The sequence below is a fragment of the Stieleria sp. genome, assembly GCF_041595215.1.
Classification (GTDB): domain Bacteria; phylum Planctomycetota; class Planctomycetia; order Pirellulales; family Pirellulaceae; genus Stieleria; species Stieleria magnilauensis.
The window spans coordinates 1-1,632 of sequence record NZ_JBFHKV010001461.1; the positions used below are offsets into that span (position 1 = coordinate 1).

A 1,632-nucleotide genomic window follows, 5' to 3' on the forward strand; every position below is an offset into this window, starting at 1 on the left:
ACTGAGGTACAAGCCGATGCGGCCTTTGGGTGGCATGTCGCGCCAGTAACGCCAAAACCGCGGGCGTGCCGCTTCGACGTGCGTCGGTTTCTGGTACCCGATCGTCCGGATCCAACGCGGATCCATCCACATGTTGAGCATATTGATCGCAGTGGTCTTGCCAGCCCCTTCCACGCCGGCGAAGTCGATCAACACGGGGAATCGCGCCAACTCGCCCGTGCGAAACTGCAAGGTCAGCAGTTTGGTCCGCAGCTCGAGCTCCCGTTCCTTGAATTCTCGCTGGCTAACACGTTGCCCCAGCTCTGCCGCGTCGAACATGAATGCTCCTTAAGCTCCTGTGATCCCCAACCCTGACGTGCCGATCCTGAGCGACGACCGATCGCCGGCCCGATCCCTGGTTCCAGGCCAAGAGTACCCGAAACCATCGATTGCTTCCACTCCGCGCCTCGGTCGAAGCGATCGACTGAGGCTTTGGTATTCAGTGCGGGTTGCTCGGCGAGGCAATGACCATCCAGTGGGACGAATGGGACGCATCGGACACATTGGACGTATCGGTCCCATCGAGAGCGACAGGTTTCGCAGCCGTGGTCGGACCAACACCCGCGGTCGCTACTCGCCGCGGTGGACAGAAACTGTCCACTGCCGTGGCGAATCTCTGTGCATTGGCCGGCCGTGGCTACTCCCGCCCGACCCAAACGGCCCCAAAACCTCGTCTTCTCGCTCCCGGTGCACTCTGGCACGGTGCGTGCTTCTGGGTTTCGGCAAGACCCGAATCCCAATCTTCCGAATGCTCCCCGCGATGTCCGATCCAACGAGCCCCGTCGCCAAGCCGAATCTCTTGCACACACTCTCGCAGGGGCTTCCCACACTGCTGGTCTTGGTCGTCATGGCCGGGGGCTGGCTGGCGATCCACAAGATCAACAACCCCGCGGCGACCGAAACACAATCCGAGCAGGTCCAGGAACCTGTGGATCCGGACACCGTGATCCTGCCCGAGGGGAAGCTGGCGGTCGCGCGGATCGAAACCATTCCGGCCCAGCAGCAAATGGTTCAACATGTTCACACCGTCCCGGGCCGATTGCGTTACGACCAAACCCGGCACGTCGATGTGAAGGCCCCGATGGATGGGATTCTGTCGGAGATCTTGGTGACCCCCGGTGACCCCGTCGCCAGCGGTCAGCTGATCGCCGTCTTGCGCAGCCCCGAAATCGGACAAGCACGCGCCGAAATCTTGAAGCGCCAGAAAGAGCGTGAGATCGCTCGGCAGGTGCTGACACGTGAAACGACATTGTCCAAAAACCTGCAGCTGCTCTCGGAGATGCTCGATCGGGGTGAAACCGTTGAGGTGATCGAAGCCGCGTTTGCCGACGAGGCCTTGGGCAGCTACCGCCAGGCCATCTTGTCGAGCTACGCGAAAATGAAGTTGGCCGATACTTTGATCGCCAAGATTCAGCCCTTGGTCAAATCCGGATCGGTTTCAGGACGGACGGCCCGTGAACGCGAGGGCGAGCGACAACTGGCCGAAACGGCGTTCCGAACCGCTCGCGATCAAGCAACCTTCGACGCCGAACAAGCAAAACTGCAAGCCGAAGCCGGGTTGTCGCAGGCCGATCGTCAACTGAATTTGGCGTG

General features: G+C 61.0%; 2 protein-coding genes. One reads left to right on the plus strand and one right to left on the minus strand.

Features of this window, described 5'->3' with window-relative positions:
• Positions 1-318, minus strand: a 318-nt coding sequence (locus ABX749_RS32095) for a hypothetical protein (protein WP_372899628.1), incomplete at its 3' end; no start/stop codon positions are given.
• A gap of 481 nt (positions 319-799) precedes the next feature.
• Between ABX749_RS32095 and ABX749_RS32100 the strand changes: the two genes are divergently transcribed.
• Positions 800-1,632, plus strand: an 833-nt coding sequence (locus tag ABX749_RS32100) for an efflux RND transporter periplasmic adaptor subunit (RefSeq protein WP_372899629.1), incomplete at its 3' end; no start/stop codon positions are given.